This window comes from Streptomyces sp. NBC_01431 (genome assembly GCF_036231355.1).
GTDB lineage: Bacteria > Actinomycetota > Actinomycetes > Streptomycetales > Streptomycetaceae > Streptomyces.
In genome coordinates this window covers 1021800-1037174 of the sequence record NZ_CP109496.1, presented here as the reverse complement: position 1 = coordinate 1037174, position 15375 = coordinate 1021800, and the positions used below count along the sequence as shown (strand labels likewise).

Here is a 15375-nt window from a genome sequence, read left to right as displayed (position 1 = left end):
CGGGGCGGGTCGGGGAGTTCGCGCGCCCCTTCGCGACGCGGTACCGCACCGGACTTCCAGCGTGACTACACCCGCGTAGACGCCTCCAGTCCGCATTGATTAAGGTATGCCTTCGCTAACTGAGGCGAGGCACGCCTTGGCAGGGCTGGGGAGAACCGCATGTGGGACGACGCGTTTCCGAGCTTCTTGATCGGTTTGAGGGAGGGTCTTGAGGCAGGGCTGATCGTCTCGATCCTGGTCGCCACACTCGTGCGTGCGGATGCCAGATCCCGGCTGCCGCAGGTGTGGACCGGTGTGCTGGCGGCGGTCGCGCTCGCCATGAGCTTCGGGGCGGTGCTCACCTTCACGGCCGCCAGCATGTCCGGGACCGCCCAGGAGGCGTTCGGCGGCACGCTCAGCGTGGTGGCCGTGGCGTTCGTCACGGCGATGGTCTTCTGGATGCGCCGCTCGGCGCGCAACCTCTCCGGCGAGATCAAGGAGAAGGTCACCGGGGCGCTGGCCATGGGTGCCGGCATGCTGATCGTCACCTCGTTCCTCGCGGTGGGCCGCGAGGGGCTGGAGACCGCGCTGTTCCTGTGGACCACCGCGCGGGCGGCCGGTGAATCCGCGGGCCCGATGATCGGCGCCGGAATCGGCATCGTCATCGCCTCCGGGCTGTGCTGGGGCCTCTACCGCCGCGTATTGAAGATCAACCTGACGAAGTTCTTCACCGCCACCGGCGCCGTCCTCATCGTCATCGCGGCCGGAGTCCTCGGCTACGGGCTGCGCGACCTCCAGGAAGGCGGGGTGCTGCCCGGCAAGTCCGCGTACGCCGTCGACCTGAGCCAGAGCATCGACCCCGGCGCCTGGTACAGCACCCTCGTGCAGGGCGTGTTCAACCTGACGCCGACGATGACCTGGCTCCAGGTCATCGCGTACGTCGGCTACCTCGCCGTGGTCATGACGCTGTTCGTACGGGGCGTGCGGTCCTCGGCGGCCAAGCCGGCCCGCGAGGCGAAGCCCGCCGCGCAGGAGGCCGCAGTGAAGGAGGCCTCGCAGGAGGCTCCCGCGAAGGACGCCGCGCAGTCCGGCCCCGCGAAGGACGCCGCGCAGGAGGCCTCCGCCGAGCCGCCCGTGCGGACGCGCAAGCGGCCCGCCTGGGTGGTGCCCGTCGCGGTGGTCACCGTTCCCGCCGCCGTCGCCGCGGGCGTCGTGGCCTTCGGCAAGTCCAAGCCCGCCGACGCCCAGACCATCGCCGTTTCCGAGAAGGAGTGCGGCAAGGGCTTCGCCGCGCCCAAGCCAGGCCGCCAGACCTTCCAGATGCACAACACCGGAGACAAGGCCTCCGAGGTCTACCTCATCGACCCGGCGAGCAACGCGGTCTACGGCGAGATCGAGGGCCTGGCCCCCGGCACCACCCGGGACCTGGTCGCCACCGTCGCGGGCGGCTCCTACGCCTGGCGCTGTGTGCCCACCGGCGGCAAGGCGGTCACCTCCGTGCCCGTACGCGTCAGCGGCGCAGGCGGTGCCAAGGCGGTCGTGCCCGTCTCCGAAGCCGACCTGGCCGCGCCCCTCACCGCGTACAAGCAGTACCTCGGCCAGGGCCTGACCACCCTCGTCGCGCAGACCAGGCAGCTCAGCGACGACATAGCCGGCGGCAACCTCGACGCGGCGCGCACCGACTGGCTCACCGCGCACCGCACCTACGCCTCGCTCGGTGCCGCCTACGGCACCTTCCAGGACTTCGACAAGAAGATCAACGGGCGCACCGCCGGACTGCCCGACGGTGTGAACGACAAGGACTTCACCGGGTTCCACCGCGTCGAGTACGGCCTGTGGCACGGCCAGTCGGCGAGCGATCTGGCCGCGCCCGCAGCCCACCTCGCCGAGGACAGCGCCGGTCTCCAAAAGGCGTTCCCCACCCAGGACTTCGCCCCGGGCGACCTGCCGCTGCGCACCCACGAGATCCTGGAGAACACCCTCCAGTTCGAGCTCACCGGCGACGCCGACCAGGGCAGCGGGACCAGCCTCGCCACCGCCGACGCCAATCTCGCCGGAACCCGTGAACTGCTCGGCGTGCTCAGGCCGTTGCTCGTCTCCCGCGACGCACAGCTGCTGCCCCGCATCGACGCCGACATCGCCCGGGTGCAGAAACTGCTCGACGCCGCGCACCACGACCAGAGCTGGACCCCCGTCGACCGGCTGGACGCGGCCGCGCGCACCCGGCTGAACGGCGCGACCGGACAGCTGCTCGAAGACCTGGCCCCGGTGCCGGACCTCCTGGAGATCCGGAAGTCCGCCTGATGCACGACGCACGATCTGCCGCACGCCCCGAAGGGAACCCCGACATGCCCGCCGAAACCCCTGCCCCGCAAGGCGGCTGCCCCGCCGGACGGCGCTCGTTCGTCAAGACGGCCCTGGGCGCGGGTGCGGCCGGCGCGGTCCTGGCCGGCGGGGGCTTCGCGCTGAGCCAGGCCCGTCCCACCGAGGCGCACGCGGCGGGCACCGACGATGCGGGGAAGGTCCCCTTCCACGGCGCCCACCAGGCCGGCATCCTCACCCCGCAGCCCGCGGCCGCCGCCTTCGTCTCCCTCGACGTCATCGCCGACAGCCGGGCGGACCTCGCCGACCTGCTGCGGACCATCACCGAACGGGCCCGCTTCCTGACCACCGGCGGCGCCCCCGCCGACCTCGGCGTCGGCGCGCCGCCGTCCGACAACGGCATCCTCGGCCCGGAGGTCCCCGCCGACGCGCTGACCGTCACGGTCGGCGTCGGCGCCTCGCTCTTCGACGACCGGTACGGGCTCGCCAAGGCCAAGCCGCTGCACCTCACGCCCATGCGGACCTTCCCCAACGACAACCTGCTGGCCGCCGAATGCCACGGCGACCTCTCGCTGCAGATCTGCGGCGCCCGCCAGGACGTCGTGCTGCACGCGCTGCGCGACATCGCCCGGCACACCCGCGGCGCCATGCAGATCAAGTGGCGTATCGACGGCTTCCAGAACGCGCCCCGCCCCACCGGCGCCCAGCGCAACCTGCTCGGCTTCAAGGACGGCATCGTCAATCCCGACGTGAAGTCCGCGCGCGAGACCGACCGGCTGATCTGGGTCGGCGACGCGCTCGGCGAGCCGTCCTGGGCGGTCGGCGGCAGCTACCAGGTCATCCGGATCATCCGCATGCTGGTCGAGTTCTGGGACCGGGTCTCGCTCACCGAGCAGGAGAAGATGTTCGGCCGCCGCAAGGACACCGGCGCCCCGCTGGACGGCGCGAGTGAGACCGACAGCCCCAACTACGCCAAGGACCCGCACGGCAACGCGATCCCCCTGGACGCGCACATCCGCCTCGCCAACCCCCGCACCGCCCAGACCGACAACTCCCGCATCCTGCGCCGTGGTTACAACTACGACCGGGGCATCGACAGCGTCGGCAACCTCGACATGGGCCTGGCGTTCTGCTCCTACCAGCAGGACGTCAAGCGGCAGTTCGAGGCGACCCAGGAACGGCTCATCGACGAGCCGCTGGTCGACTACATCTCCCCGACCGGCGGCGGCTACTTCTTCGCGCTGCCCGGCGTGAAGGACTCCTCCGACTGGCTGGGCCGGGGCCTGCTCGCCACGTAGAGTCCGTCGGCCGGGCCGGGCCCCGGTCGCGACTCACCGGTCGCGGTGATGGTGGTGATGGACCTGGCCGGCCTCCGTGTGCAGGTGGCCCGGCGAGGCCGTGTCGAAGAGCTCGTCCATGTCGTCGGCGGACAGGGCCAGGCTGAAGCAGCAGATCAGCATGAGCAGCGCGTGCGCCACGACCAGATCGCGGCGCAGCGGCGTCGGCGGAGCGAGCAGTGCCCGGACGCGCTGCGGCACCGGGCCACCGGTCGCCGCGAGCGAGCGCCGCGGAGCCCGCTTGGCCGCAAGCGCCGCACGGGCGACGGCCCGCGCCACCAGGGGCCGGTCGCCCACCAACGTGCCCGCCTCCTCGTCGGCCCAGCGTTCCACCGCGAAGCTCCCGGCCCGAGCGACCGGCCGCAGCAGCGGGTCGAGCGCCGAGGCGAGCCGCAGCACCAGCAGGAACACATGGTGGCGGTGGCGCAGATGAGCCCGCTCATGGGCGAGCAGCGCGGTGCGCTCGTCGGCGGACAGCGCCCGCAGCATCCCTGACGACACGACGACGCGGCCGGGCGAGCCGGGCAGCGCGAACGCCTGCGGCATTGGATCGTCAACCACCGCCAGATCGCTGCCGGTTGGCAGGGCGCGACACTCCCGGCGGGCCGTCAGCCACACCTTCGTCTGCCGCCAGGCGCTGATCGCGAGCGCGACCGCACATCCGGCGAGGGCGAGCGCGCAGACGGCGGCGACGAGCGAGTTGACCGGGGCCTGTGCGGCCAGCACGCCCGGCGACCACTCGCCTTCCGCGGCGACCGCCGGGATCTGCCCGATGAGGGTGAAGGCCGTCATGCCCAGCGCGGTGGCGGTACCGAGGGCCGCGACCAGCGAGGCGAGCGTCAACAGCCAGGCCGCCATGCGCGGCGGCAGCCGGCCGCCGGCCCAGGGCGCCGCCAGCGCGAGCACCGCACTGACTCCGAGCGGGGTGAAGAGGGCGACGCGCACCGCTCAGCCCTCCTTGTGCCCGCGCAGCAGCTGTTCGAGGATCTCTTCGTCCTCGGTGCCGAGCTCCGACACGAACCGGGCGAGCACCGCGGCCCGGTCGCCGCCCCTTTCGAGCAGCGCCCGCATCCCCGCTGCGGCGTGCCCCGCCTCGTCCCGTACGGGGGAGTAGAGGTAGCCGCGCCCGGCCCGCTCCCGGGTGACCAGGCCCTTGTCGTGCAGCCGGGACAGAATGGTCAGGACCGTGGTGTACGCGGGGTCACCGGCCACCTGCTCGCGGACGGCGCCGGCCGTGGCGGGGGCACCAGCGGCCCACAGTGCGGCGAGCACCTCGTTCTCCAGCTCACCGGGCGCCCGCCGCCCGGCCGTTGCGGCGCCGTCGTCCGTCACGCTCGTACTCCTCCGTCACCGTGGCAGCCCGGTGGCGACCGGGCGGGACCCCAAGCTACTACGCGCGGTAGAGCCGGTCGCAGCCGTGGTCGCGCAGTGGTCCGGCCTGCCAGCCGCGGCCGCGCCAGGTGTCCAGGAGCGCGGGCAGCGCGGCCAGTGTGGTGCGCCACGAGCCGGTGGCCGAGGTGCAGTCGGAGTCGTGGAGCAGTACCGTGCCGCCGCCGCGCAGCGAGCCCATCACCGTGTCGTGCACCGAGCGGGGAGTTGCCCGGCGGCGCCAGTCCTCGCCCCAGGCCGTCCACAGCACGGGCGTGAGTCCGAGGTCCCGGCAGGCGAGATGGGCGGCCGTGCTCATCACCCCGTACGGCGGCCTGAAGAGGCGGGGCCGCTCGCCGGTGACATCGCCGATCAGGTCGCGGGCCCGTGCGAGGTCGTCGCGGGTGGCGCGCGGGCCGCGCAGGGCCAGCGGGCGGTGCGCCCAGCCGTGCACGCCGATCTCGTGCCCGGCGGCGGCCATCTCCTTGCCGAGCCCGGGTGAGCGGGCGAGCATCGAGCCGAGCAGGAAGAACGTCGCGCGCACCCCCTCGCGGTCCAGCAGGCGCAGGAAGTGCGGAGTGGACAGGTGGTCAGGCCCGTCGTCGAAGGTCAGCGCGATGTGGTCGGGGCGGCCCCGCCCTGAGAGCCGGGGCATCGTGCGGTTGCGCAACGGGCCGAGGGCGGACACGGCGGGAGCCGCGTGCACGGCGGCGAGGGCGGGCAGTGCACCGGTCGCGGCGAGCAGAGCGGCCCTGGCGGCACGGGAGCTCACAGTTCGTACCTCTCGATGAAACGGTGGGCGACCGTGGAGAGCCGCCCGGGATCGGACCCGTAGGCATGGGCCAGCGGTGCGGCGATCCCGAGCGAGACGGTGGCGGCGAGCACGACGGCCGCCAACTTCAGCCTGGGATGCGCCAGTTGGGGTCGCCTGGTCGGGACCGGAACCCCGGCCGGAGCGGTCACGGCGGTGATGGCGACGACGGGGGAGGCGCCCGACGAGAACAGCGCGAGACCGGCGGCCCGCTGGCGTTCGCCGAGCGGTCCCTCGATGAGACCGGAGAGTACGGAGGTGAGTCCTTGCGGCTCCCGTATCCAGGCGGCGAGCCCCGCCTCGTCGAGGGCGGCGGCGTTGGTCTGCCCGTGGCCCGGTATGCACCGGTAACTGGCGACGGGCAGCCCGCTCGCGAACGCCTCCAGCGAGGTGAGCCCGCCGGCGTTCTGCACGAGGACGTCGCAGGCGCGCATCAGCAGCGGCATGTCCCGCACCCACTCGTGTACGTACCGGAACCCGTCGGCACGCAACTGCTCGGCGAGCGCCGTGTTGCGCCCGCAGACGACGACCGGTTCGGCGGCCCCGCTGTCCCGTATCTCCGCGGCGGACTCCCGTACCGGCCCGACCCCCCAGGACCCGGCGACCAGCAGGGCGAGCGGGGCATCGTGGGGCAGGCCGAACTCGTCGCGGGCGGCCCGGCGTTGGGGCTCCGTGACCGTGGCGAACCGGGCGCCCGTCACCGGACCGGTCACCAGCACGCGGGCCGCGCCGAGCGCCTCCGCCTGCGCGGCCGGAACGCGATGGGCCGCGAGGTGCGCGTCGATGCCGGGGGCCACCCACAGCGGGTGCACGGAGAAGTCGGTGAGGTAGGTGAGCGCGGGGATGTTCAGGCGCCCGCTGCGCCGCAGCGCGCCGAGCACCTGGCTCGCCCCCGGGTAGGTGGACACGACCGCTTGTGACCGCGGCCCGATCGCCCGGAGCATGCGGCGCTCGGCGCCACGGAACAGGGCGCGGATCACCGGCCCGGGGGAGCCGGAGCGTTCGGTGGCGGCGTATATCCGCTGGTAGCCGGAGGGCGCAGTGGTCAGTAGCCGGTGGTAGGTACCGGAGAGGACCCGGCCGAGCCGGGCGGGCAGCAGATCGAGGAAGTCATGTCGGTCGACCAGGAAGCCGGCCGCCTCCAACTGCGTGCCGAGCGCGTCGGCGGCACCGTCGTGCCCCGCGCCGACACTGGCGGACACGATGGTGATCCGGCCGGTGCGGGCCGGGCCGGTGGGCCGGACGTCATTCGGGATGTCGCGACGGGGCACAGCCGATCAGCCTCCTGAAGAGCATGCGGAGCAGGCCACCCCGAACAGCCGTGACGCCGGCCCGGCGGGGACTGTCACGGGAATCTACTACATGATGTAGAACTTCTAGGGGTGGGGTGGTGACGGATTACTCGGGGCGGCCTGCGGTAGCGGAGGCAGGGCGGGCCGAGGGGCCGGGCAGGGTGCGGCGGGACCCGGGCGGGTCAGGGGGGCGGCCCTGAAACGCGTCGGCACACGCACCCCAAGCGGCCCAACGAGCCCCATCCGGCGCCCATCTGACCTGGTGAAACACGGGGCGCCGCCCGGCGCCTGCCGGACCCACGAGGTTGTGCGTGGATCCTGGGGCTCGGCGCCCCGGGAGGGATAGGTTGACCGCATGAGCAATCTCGATCGCCAGCCCACGCTCTCGGTCTGCGGCGGACGTGGTTTCGTCGTCGCCGAACCGGTGCGCGAGCTCCTCTCGCCCCGCAAGGTCAAGCTCGGCGAGTCCAGCGAGGTGCGCAGGCTGCTGCCGAACCTCGGCCGCCGGATGGTCGGCGCCTGGGCGTTCGTCGATCACTACGGCCCCGACGACATCGCCGACGAGCCCGGTATGCAGGTCGCGCCCCACCCCCACATGGGCCTGCAAACCGTCAGCTGGCTGCACGAGGGAGAAGTCCTGCACCGCGACAGCCTGGGCAGTCTCCAGACCGTACGCCCCAGGGAGCTCGGCCTGATGACCTCGGGCCGGGCCATCAGCCACTCCGAGGAAACCCCCAAGTCGCACAGCCGGTTCCTGCACGGAGCCCAGTTGTGGGTCGCGCTGCCCGCCGCCCACCGCCACGTCGAGCCGCACTTCCAGCACCACGCCGAGCTGCCGCGTGTCACCGCGCCCGGCGTCGACGCCACCCTGATCCTTGGCGAACTCGACGGCGCCACCTCGCCCGGCAGCACCTACACCCCGATCGTGGGCGCCGACCTCGCCCTGGCGGCGGGAGCCGAGGCGAGGCTGCCCTTGAACCCCGACTTCGAGTACGCGGTGCTCGCGATGTCCGGCGAGGCCCACGTGGACGAGGTGCCCGTACTCCCCGGCTCGATGCTCTACCTGGGGTGCGGCCGCACCGAACTCCCGCTGCGTGCCACCTCCGACGCGGCCGTGATGCTGCTCGGCGGCGAGCCGTTCGAGGAGGAGATCCTCATGTGGTGGAACTTCATCGGCCGCACCAACGAGGAGATCCAGCAAGCCCGTTCGGACTGGATGACGGGATCGCGCTTCGGCGAGGTGAAGGGCTACGACGGCGCCCCGATCCCAGCCCCCGAACTCCCGGCGGTGCCCCTGAAACCGCGGGGGCGGGTGCGCTGAGCCGCCCGAATATCCGCCGGACGCTAGTGGTTCAGGGGGCAAAGAATCGCCGGGGAATGACAGTCTGGTCAGGAGGTCGCACAGACGGCCTCGACGAAGTGGCCCACCTGGTCCTCGGGAAGGTGGCGCGCGAGGTCCGCCTCGCTGATCATGCCGACGAGGCGATGATTGTCGGTCACCGGCAGCCGACGGATCCTGTGCTCCTCCATGGCGTGCAGGACCTGGCCGGCATCGGCCTTGGCATCGATCGTGATCGGTTTGCCCTGTTCGAGTTGGCCGGCGGTCATGGTCCTGGGGTCCTTGCCCCTGGCGAGACACTTCACCACGATGTCGCGGTCGGTGATGATCCCGTGGAGCCGGTCGTCCTCCCCGCAGATCGGCAGGGCCCCCACGTCCAGTTCCTTCATCTTGCGCGCCGCGTCCTGAAGCGTTTCGCTCTCCTGTACGCAGGTGGTACCGGCGTGCATGATCTCCTGGGCAGTCGTCATGGTCGTGTCCTTCCGGCGTCGTTGTCGGCGCGGGATGAACTCGTGGAGTGTGACCCGCACCGGCCGGTCTCAAGACCAGTGTCGGCTGTTCACCTCCTCTGCGCATGCCGGGGAACACGCGCACACGTCACCCGCGTGGCAGCGCGCTCGATGACGTCCGGGGCTGCGGGTGGGCCAACCACTTCATCCGCGTCTCCCACGGACCTTTGGCATGAAACGGAAACCCGCCTTTGGAGCCTGGGCCGTGTGCGGCGCGTGACGGTGCGGATGCGGGTACGCCACGCTCATTCGCTCGGATCATCCGCCTTCAGCACGAGCGTGCAGGTCTCCCCCGGCGCCACGGTCACGGCCCGGTCCGCCAGCATCACGCGGATCGCCGATTCCTCCGAGTCGGGCACGCCGATCCGCAGCTGTCCGCTCACGCGCCGTATGCGCACCCCCCAGTGGCCGCGGTAGCGCAGCGAGAATCCGTACTTGGAGAGTGCGGGAAGAGGCACGGGGTCCAGCCACAGGGCGTCCTCGCGCGTTTCCAGTCCCGTCAGCCCGCGCTGAAGCAGGTCGAGGGTCCCGGCCATCGCCCCGAGGTGGATGCCTTCGCCGGTCGTGCCGCCCTGGATGTCGGCGATGTCTGCCTCCAGGGCTTCCTGGACGTACTGCCATGCCTCGGCCCGTCTGGCCCTGGCGAGGACCAGACCGTGGACGAGGCCGCTGAGCGTGGAGCCGTGGCTGGTGCGCCGGAGGTAGTAGTCGACGGTCCCGCGCCAGATGTCGTCGTCCAGGTCGTAGCCGAGACGCTCGAACAACTGCCGCAGCTCGCCGGGTGAGAAGAGGTAGCCGAGCATGAGGACGTCGGCCTGTTTGGACGCCTTGTAGCGGTTGACCGTGTCGCCCTCGGCTTCCAGGATCCGGTCGAGCCGCCCGATGTGGTCGTAGCGCGTGCGGTAGGCGTCCCAGTCCAGCTCGGTCAGATCGTCGTAGCCTTCGAACTGGCTGATGACGCCACGGTGGAACGGCACGCACAACCGTCGGGAGATCTCCTCCCACTTGAGGGGTTCATCGTCGTCCAGTCGGATGCGGTCGCGCAGCTCCTCCCGGCGCCATGCGGGAAGGCGCCGCAGGAGGTCCAGGGCGCGGCCGAGTACCCAGGCGGCGGTGACGTTGGTGTACGCGTTGTCCTCAAGCCCCGGCAGGTCGGCGCCCGGGTAGGCGTCGTGGTACTCGTCGGGGCCGACGACGCCGCGGATGTGGAAGCGCTCCGTGTCGGGGTCGAATTCGGCGAGGTCCGCCCAGAAGCGGGCGATCTGCAGCAGGATCTCCGCGCCCCTGGTGTGCAGGTACTCGGTGTCGCCGGTCGCCTCGCAGTACTGCCACACGTTGTAGGCGATCGCCGAGCCCACGTGGTGCTGGAGCCGGGAGTGGTCCGGCAGCCAGCGCCCCGAGCTGGGGTTGAGATGCCACTGCTGGGTCTCCTCGCGACCGTCGCTGCCGCTCTGCCAGGGGTACATCGCCCCGGACCGGCCGCTCGCGGCGGCGGCTTCGCGGGCCCGCGCGAGGCGTCGGTACCGGTAGTTCAGCAGGGCACGGGAGACCTCCGGGAAGTGCAGGTTGAGATAGGGCAGGACGAACAGCTCGTCCCAGAAGACGTGACCCCGGTATGCCTCGCCGTGCAGGCCCCGGGCCGGGACGCCTACGTCCAGGTCCGCGGTGTGCGGTGACAGAGTCTGCAGGAGGTGGAAGAGGTGGAAGCGCAGGACGCGCCCGGACCGGCCGGGCACCTGGATCTCCGCGCGCCGCCACAATCGCTCCCAGGCCGCGACGTGGGAGTTCAGCAAGCCTGCGAAGTCGGCCGCCGAGGACACCCGGTCGACCGCCGCCCCGAGAGGATCGCTGATCGCTGTGTCGCGTGAGGTGTGCAGGGCTACGGTCTTCTCCACGGCGACGGGCCGGCCAGGAGTGAGCGGAACCACCAGGCGGTGAACGGCAAGGTGGCGGGCTGGGCGGAGCTCCGAGGAGACCGGTGGCCGGTCGGTGACGACCGTCCGGGCCGCCATGGCCACACTGATGTCGGAGGTGCTGGTCCGGCAGGTCAGCCAGACGGTGTGGGGTTCCCGCGCCCCGGTCCGCACCTGGGTGAGCTGGTGGTGGTTGAGGGCACGGTAACGGTGCACATTGCCGTTGGACACCTCGCCGTCGAGGCAGGACTCGATCTCGACCTCTCCCGACCAGTCCTCGGCCGTGAAGACCGTGCGCAGCGCGGCCAGATGAGGATCGCCCATGTGCACCAGGCGGGTCTGCTCGATGGCCACCACGCCCGCTCTCTCGTCCTGGTGGCGGAAGAACCGGGTGAGCGTGGCGCGGCGCAGATCCAGGGTGTGCCGGTGGTCCAGGAGGGTGTGCGGACGGGGGGTGAACCACGGGCCCCACGCTCCCTCGGGGCGGCGCAGGCGGAAGCGCAGCAGCAGCCAGTTCGGGAGGTTGACCAGGTCCTCGTTCACCACCTGTCGTCCCGCCACGGTCGACTCGGTGCGGTTGTAGCATCCGGCCGCGTAGGTTCCCGGGTAGTGCACCAGGCCCGCCCGGCACTCGGGGACCGCACCTCTTGTGGCGAAGTAGCCGTTGCCGAGCGTGCAGAGCGATTCCCGCAGCCGTTCGGCAGTGGGGTCGTACCCCTTCCACTCCCACGTCCACTCCGTCATCCGTCTCCCTCCTCAGTTCGCAAGTCGTGGGAGCGGGGCCCGCACGGCGAACCTCAGACCCGATGAGGGACGACGGCGACCGGGCAGGCGGAGTGGTGCAGCAGGGCGTGGGCGACACTGCCGAGTTGCAGACCGAAGTGCCCGTGCCGGCGCTGAGCGCCGACGACGATCAGGTCGGCATCGGCCGATGCCTCCAGCAGGACACGATGGGCGGGCCCCTCGACCGCGCGGCGGCTGACATCGACCCCTGGGCTCTCCCGTGCGACCTCGCGCAGCGCGTCGTCGAGGTTGGCCGAGGCTTGCTCCTCGGGCGCCCCAGCGGCGTCCGCCGCGAGCCGGGGGTCCTCTCCCGGGACGGACTCTGCGGTAGGGGAGTCTGGCTCGTGAACCGGACTGCGCCAGGCCCGTACGGCGGTCAGGGCCCAGCCCCGCGCCTCGGCCTCGCGGGCGGCGAACCGTACGGCACCCGTGCCCCCGGTCGAATCGCCGACTCCCACCACGACCCGGCCGGCGGACCCCCCAAGGTCGCGCTCCTCGCCTCGGACGACGACGACCGGGCACATGGCACGAGCCGCCACCGTGAGACTGACCGACCCCAACAGCAGCCCGGCGACCTCGCCGCGCCCACGAACGCCCGTGACCAGGGCGAACGCCTCGGACCCCGCTCTAAGCAGCGTGGACACCGCATCGGCGGCCACAACGTTGGCGGACACCTTCACATGGGGGTCACGAAGCTGGGCGCGTTCCGCGCAGGAGGCGACGATGTTCTGCGCCATGACCTCTCCGGCGGGGCGATTGGCGCCGAAGGAAGGCCCGACTCTTTCGTAACGCTCCCACAGCGAGGCATGGACGAGCCGCAGCGGCAGGCCGTGACGGGCCGCTTCGTCCACGGCCCAGTCGACTGCCAGCAGACTGGATTCCGATCCGTCGACGCCCACGACCAGCGGAAGTTCCATCAGGGCCACCGCCTTTCGTCCCGTTACTGACAAACCCCCTGTGAATACCGTCGCACCGCCCGCGCACCGCCGCGACACACGGGCCGTCGCTCGGATCGTACGGCCGCCGGCGGGCTGCGGTACGCCCGGTCGCGACCACGCCGGCCCTTCGAGAGCCATGGGGACGCGAGCGCTCTTCAGGGGTCCGCGACGGACTGGTCATCCATCGGCCGAAGTCATGCGGCGGCCCGTGAGGTGTGCGGGCCGGATAGACACCCACATCCCGCGTTCACCGCCCGGCCAGGGCGTGGTGTGGGCGTGTTCGGTGAGCCTGCGCACGGTGTCAGGCTCCGTCACAATGCTCGCCGGGCCGACGGCGAGGACGCTCCGTTCTTTCTGGGGGCTTGCCGTGCGGAGGCGGCCGGCATCTGGTCCTCGATGCGTTGCCGAACGCGGGCCGTGAGTACGCTCAGTCGCTCGGAGGTCGTCGCCCGGGGCGCGACGGGCGCTCGGATCCGGCGCGCGGCCGAGGGCAGCTCTCCCAGGTCCACGGCGAGTCTCTCCCGACACTCGTCGAGCGGGGGCCTCCTACCGGTGCGCCGCCCGTTCAGCATCACCGTCTCCAGCAGCGGAACGCTGTCGTCGGGGGGCTGCTCGTCGGCGAGACCGATCACGTCGGCGCAGCCGGGGCGGCGGAACACCTGCTTGCGACCGGGTGCCGTCACCTTCGCCGACGAGAGCTTCATGACCGGGTGGCCGTCGAACTCGACCAGCTTGTAAGCGGAGTCCAGGTATGGCGCGTCGGCCGACACGCCGACACGGGTGCCCACGGCGTACGTGTCGATCGGTGCTCCGGAGCGCACGAGGTCGTCCACGGCGTACTCGTCGAGACCGCCACTGGCGACGATCCGCACGTCCGCCAAACCCGCGTCGTCCAGGATCGACCGGGCCCGTACCGCCAGGTCCGCGAGGTCACCGCTGTCCAGCCGCACGGCGGAGCCGGGACCACGGTCCAGGTCCCGCAGGACGCGTGCCGCGACGCGGACGCCTTCCTCCGTGTCGTAGGTGTCCACCAGCAGGGTCACCGGGCCGGGGTGGCACCGGGCGAAGGCGCGGAACGCGTCCTCCTCGGAGGCGAACGCCTCCACGAAGGAGTGGGCCATCGTGCCGACGGCGGGGATGCCCTCAGCGGTGGCCGCCGCCACGTTGCTGGTCCCGCCGAAGCCGACCATCGCACCCAGACGAGCGGCTTGGAACCCCGCCTGCGGACCGTGGGTGCGCCGCAGGGAGAAGTCGACGACCGGGTGACCAGCCGCCGCGAGGACGCAGCGTGCGGCCTTGGAAGCGATCGCCGTCTGATGGCTGAGCAGGTTGAGCACATACGACTCGACCAACTGCGCCTGTGGAAGAGGCCCGGTCACCTCCAGCAGCGGCTCACCCGCGAACACGATCCGCCCCTCCGGTACCGCCCGCACCTGGCCGGTGAACGTCAAGCCGAGCAGAGGCTCCAGATCGCGTGGCGGCCGGTGCAGCGCGGAAGCGAAGGCATCGACATCATCGGGGCCGACATGAAAGCCGGCCAGGTAGTCGAGTGCCGACTCCAGCCCCGCCGCCACCAGGAAGCCGCGTTCAGGGGGCAGATTACGGACGAAGAGGCTGAACGTCGCCGGGCCGGTCTTTCCCTCCCGCAGGTAGGACATGGCCATCGTGACTTCGTACAGATCGGTGGTCGTCGCATCCGACACCGGTGTCACCTCCTGGGTTTCCGTCCGGCCTGCTGTTCGTCACCGACGGAAGCGCGCGGACCACGGTGGTTCCACCACGCCCCACTCGGCGCCAACTCGCCGGCCGTCCGCCACCTGATTCCCACCGTCGACCGGCAGCGGCTCCGGGGCACAGGGCCACAAGTCTCTGTCGGGCCGGCTTTCGGCCCAGGTCCACCGGTTGCCAACCTGATCCGTGTCCGCAGACCGCGGTCATGTCGGTCATATCTGGGGTACGACCGCGACGGGACACGGCGCGTGATGCAGTAGGGCGTGATTGATCAGGCCCAGCTGCAGGCCCGGGTACCCCTGGCGCCTGCGGGCGCCGAGAACCAGCAGGTCCGCCCCGGATGCTGCGTCCAACAGGGCTCGGCGGGCCGGGCCCTCGATCACCCTGGAGCTCACCTGGGCGTCGCGATACCGCTCCGCAAGGCCGCGCAGGGCGTCGTCGAGGACCTGGGACGGTGGGCGCCGATGGGCCTCCATGGCGTACCAGGACGGAGCCGGCCGCGTGGTCAGAGTCCTGGACGACGGATTCCAGGCGTGCACCGCCGTCAGCCGGCAGCACCGCACGTGAGCCTCCCGCAACGCGAACTGCAAGGCCGTGTCGCTGCCCTCTCCCTCCTCGACACCGACGACGATGTTCCCGAACCGGCCCTCCCGGTGGTCCGGGGCACCGCGCACCACGACGACCGGGCAGTCCGCTCGTGCCGCCACGGCCAGGCTGACCGAGCCCAGGAGCATGTCGGCGAGGTCTCCGAGCCCTCTGGACCCGAGCGCCAGCGCGAAGGCGTTGCGTCCCTTGTCGACTAGGGCGGAGGCCGCGTCCCCGTGCAGTACCTCATTCGACAGCGGCACCGTGTGAGCCCGCTCCCTGGCACGTTCCGAAGCAGCGCTGATCACGGCAGACGCCTCGTGGTCCCCCGCTGCCGCGTACAAGAGGTGGAGCGGCAACCCATGCCGGGCCGCCTCGTCGGCGGCCCAGTCCACTGCCTCCAGGCTCGCCTCTGACCCGTCGATGCCGACCACCAGCGGAATCGTCACCGCCCCTGTCTCCTCTCGT

12 protein-coding genes and 1 pseudogene are annotated in these 15375 nt (G+C 71.7%); 3 read left to right on the top strand and 10 right to left on the bottom strand.

Going from position 1 to position 15375, the window contains the following annotated elements; translation table 11 throughout:
* Positions 1–159 precede the first annotated feature (159 nt).
* Positions 160–2283 carry an iron uptake transporter permease EfeU gene (gene efeU, locus OG522_RS04990; RefSeq protein WP_329461696.1) on the top strand — a complete coding sequence of 708 codons (2124 nt, stop codon included), beginning with the start codon at positions 160–162 and terminating at the stop codon, positions 2281–2283.
* Between the two features lie 44 nt (positions 2284–2327).
* Positions 2328–3599: an iron uptake transporter deferrochelatase/peroxidase subunit gene (gene efeB, locus OG522_RS04985; protein ID WP_329461695.1), complete on the top strand. Its 1272-nt coding sequence runs from the start codon at positions 2328–2330 to the stop codon at positions 3597–3599.
* Positions 3600–3632: 33 nt separating this feature from the next.
* Here the strand turns inward: efeB and OG522_RS04980 are convergent, their stop codons facing one another.
* From OG522_RS04980 to OG522_RS04965, 4 genes are read right to left on the bottom strand one after another with little or no spacing between them, the layout of a single operon-like run.
* Positions 3633–4583 carry a M56 family metallopeptidase gene (locus OG522_RS04980; RefSeq protein WP_329461694.1) on the bottom strand — a complete coding sequence of 317 codons (951 nt, stop codon included), beginning with the start codon at positions 4581–4583 and terminating at the stop codon, positions 3633–3635.
* A gap of 3 nt (positions 4584–4586) precedes the next feature.
* Positions 4587–4970, bottom strand: coding sequence for a BlaI/MecI/CopY family transcriptional regulator (locus OG522_RS04975; protein ID WP_329461693.1), 384 nt, complete (start codon positions 4968–4970; stop codon positions 4587–4589).
* Between the two features lie 58 nt (positions 4971–5028).
* Positions 5029–5778: a polysaccharide deacetylase family protein gene (locus OG522_RS04970; RefSeq protein WP_329461692.1), complete on the bottom strand. Its 750-nt coding sequence runs from the start codon at positions 5776–5778 to the stop codon at positions 5029–5031.
* Positions 5775–7088 (bottom strand): MGDG synthase family glycosyltransferase, encoded by a 1314-nt coding sequence (locus tag OG522_RS04965; RefSeq protein ID WP_329461691.1) that lies wholly within the window; start codon positions 7086–7088, stop codon positions 5775–5777. Before OG522_RS04965 ends, OG522_RS04970 begins: the two co-directional genes overlap by 4 nt.
* Positions 7089–7464: 376 nt before the next feature.
* On the opposite strand from OG522_RS04965, the gene OG522_RS04960 reads away from it, so the two are divergent.
* Positions 7465–8430 carry a pirin family protein gene (locus OG522_RS04960; protein WP_329461690.1) on the top strand — a complete coding sequence of 322 codons (966 nt, stop codon included), beginning with the start codon at positions 7465–7467 and terminating at the stop codon, positions 8428–8430.
* Positions 8431–8498: 68 nt separating this feature from the next.
* Here the strand turns inward: OG522_RS04960 and OG522_RS04955 are convergent, their stop codons facing one another.
* The 6 genes and pseudogenes from OG522_RS04955 to OG522_RS04930 all read right to left on the bottom strand — a co-directional run bounded on the left by OG522_RS04955 (position 8499) and on the right by OG522_RS04930 (position 15356).
* Positions 8499–8918 (bottom strand): CBS domain-containing protein, encoded by a 420-nt coding sequence (locus tag OG522_RS04955; protein ID WP_329461689.1) that lies wholly within the window; start codon positions 8916–8918, stop codon positions 8499–8501.
* A gap of 284 nt (positions 8919–9202) precedes the next feature.
* Positions 9203–11614, bottom strand: coding sequence for a glycoside hydrolase family 65 protein (locus tag OG522_RS04950; RefSeq protein ID WP_329461688.1), 2412 nt, complete (start codon positions 11612–11614; stop codon positions 9203–9205).
* 53 nt (positions 11615–11667) lie between these two features.
* Positions 11668–12570, bottom strand: coding sequence for a universal stress protein (locus OG522_RS04945; protein WP_329461687.1), 903 nt, complete (start codon positions 12568–12570; stop codon positions 11668–11670).
* A gap of 198 nt (positions 12571–12768) precedes the next feature.
* Positions 12769–12936, bottom strand: a pseudogene (locus OG522_RS04940) (DNA-binding protein); the annotation flags it as partial.
* Positions 12903–14303: a nicotinate phosphoribosyltransferase gene (locus OG522_RS04935; RefSeq protein ID WP_329461686.1), complete on the bottom strand. Its 1401-nt coding sequence runs from the start codon at positions 14301–14303 to the stop codon at positions 12903–12905. The pseudogene OG522_RS04940 and the gene OG522_RS04935, both read right to left, overlap by 34 nt.
* Before the next feature lie 231 nt (positions 14304–14534).
* Positions 14535–15356 carry a universal stress protein gene (locus tag OG522_RS04930; protein WP_329461685.1) on the bottom strand — a complete coding sequence of 274 codons (822 nt, stop codon included), beginning with the start codon at positions 15354–15356 and terminating at the stop codon, positions 14535–14537.
* Positions 15357–15375 lie beyond the last annotated feature (19 nt).